Source organism: Rhizobacter sp. P3_B12 (genome assembly GCF_056402895.1).
The window spans coordinates 1-2,063 of record NZ_JBFUGN010001052.1; the positions used below are offsets into that span (position 1 = coordinate 1).

Below are 2,063 nucleotides of genomic sequence, written 5' to 3' on the forward strand. Positions count from 1 at the left end.
GGGCGCTGCGCATGCGCAGCACCAGCCAGCCCGGCTCGGCCGGCAGCGGCGCCCGGCGCGCCCGCTGCAGCACCAGTTCGCGCCCGCGCAGGTCGTAGGCCAGCCCGCAGGCCACCTCGACGCGCTGCGGGTCGTCGGCCGCGAGCCGCACCCGCAGGCCGAAGGCGATGCCGCCGGTCGCGTGCAAGGCCCGGTTGTGCAGCTGGCGGCGCAACGCGTCGAAGCGGCCCTGGTCGCGTGCATCGCGGCTGCGCAGCGTCTGGCCCTGCCAGTACTGCAGCCGCTCGAGGTCACGGCGGTACGGCGTCGACATGGTCAGGGCACCTCGATGTTGTGCCGGCCGGCCGCGACCAGCCAGGTCGGGCGCAGGCAGACGTTGCCGCAGCTCGGTGCGCAGCCCTGCGCGATGAGCTCGAGCGTGAGCACGTGGTCGACGCCGGGCGTCTGGTCGATGACCTGCATCACCTCGGCGCGGTAGACATCGCGGCCGAGCGGCCAGCCGGTGCGGTCGGGCCCGCCGGTGACCGGATCGAAGAAGGCGTCCAGTGCCAGCGCCACCTGGGTCGAGAGCCGCTTCCTGTCGACCCCGTCGAGCGCCTGCACGCGGGCGCTGACCGCCAGCTCCAGGTAGCGCGGGCCGGCCACCACCACGCGCGTGCCGATCGTGCGCCGCGCCTCGAGCCGGGCAGCCACCTGGTCGAGGAAACCACGGCCCGGCAGCGGCCTCGCGCGCGGCAGGAACGGCAGCACGATCAGCGTGACCATGCCCGGCGCGTTCACGCATTCGAGGCCGGGGTAGAGGTTGGGGCGCGCGATGGCTCGGGCCACGCGCAGGCCGGGCGTGCCGAGCGCGAGGGCCTCGAAGTCCTCGGCCGTCACGGCGCGCAGCCGCGCCTCGCGTTGCTCGATCGCGCGGCCCAGCGCATGCGCCAGCGTTTCGGCCGGCGCAGCAGCTTCCAGCAGGACCGGCGCGCCGCTGGCGATGCGGCCGATCGCGCTCGCATCCGGCAGGAAGACCTGGTTGTGCGGACTGTCGGCCAGCCCGGCGAGCTGCGCGATCGCCGGTGCCGGCCGGGTCGCCTCGTGGAAGGCGAAGACCTGGCAGCCGGGCGGCAGCACCCGGCCCTGCTCGCCGTCGCCCGCAACGATCTCGCCGGTGCTCGCGTCGAGCGTGAAATGCGCATCGGCACGCGCCGATGCGCTGAAGTCGTCGACCCGGGTCCAGGCCCGGTAGTGCGTGCCTTCGAAGCTGAACAGGCACAGCGACGACTCGGTCACCGGGCGCTGCGCCAGCGTGATCCGCTGCGAAGGTTCGCCGCTGCCGCTGCCGGCGAGCGTGCCCTCGACGGCCAGCAGGCCGGGGACGGTGGCGGTCGCGGCGGTGTAGGCGAGCACCGTGAAGACCGGCGCATCCGGCGACGCATCGACCGACAGGGCGACGATGCGGCCCTTCTGCAGCACGAGCCGCAACGCGCTGCCCTGCCCCGGCGTGAGCGGGCCGCCGGCCACCGTGCCGGGTGCGATCGGCCATGAGGTCCGGACGGGCGTCGATTGCAGCAGCTCGACGCCGTTGAGCAGCAGGCGCGCCAGGCGCGGCGCGGCATCGAATGCGCCGCCGGCCAGCCGGGCGCGCAGCCAGTACTGCGGCTGTGCGATGCGCCCGAGCACGCTGGCCTTCATCGCCGCCCCCGGCCGCACGCGCAATGCACCGCTGAGGCTGAACGCGCGCGTGTCGTCGACCACGTCGAGCGGCAGCCAGCGGCCCGCGGCGCCGTCGTCGGCGAAGTACTCCCAGGCGAGCCGCACGCCGTGATGCAGCAGCGGCCCGCTCGCCGCCGCGGCGATGCGCGCCCRCTCGGCCGGCCCCGCCTGCTCGCCTTCGACGCAGGCGAAGAGCTGCGACCAGCGGCCGCTCGGCAAGGCCTGGTCGAAGCCGAGCTGGAACTCCGCGCCGATCGCCGGGTCGTCGCCGAAAGCCGCGAACACGTCCTGCCGCGTCCAGGCGGCGCTCAGGTTGTGGAAGCCGGCCCCGTCCTTGCGCTGCACGGCGCGCAGGCCGGCGG

2 protein-coding genes are annotated in these 2,063 nt (G+C 75.1%); both read right to left on the reverse strand.

Features of this window, described 5'->3' with window-relative positions:
- Nucleotides 1-313 (reverse strand): hypothetical protein (locus tag AC1D01_RS31945; RefSeq protein WP_477873528.1); only part of this gene is annotated, 313 nt, incomplete at its 3' end.
- Between the two features lie 2 nt (nucleotides 314-315).
- A partial coding sequence (locus AC1D01_RS31950) for a putative baseplate assembly protein (protein WP_477873529.1) occupies nucleotides 316-2,063 on the reverse strand: 1,748 nt, incomplete at its 5' end.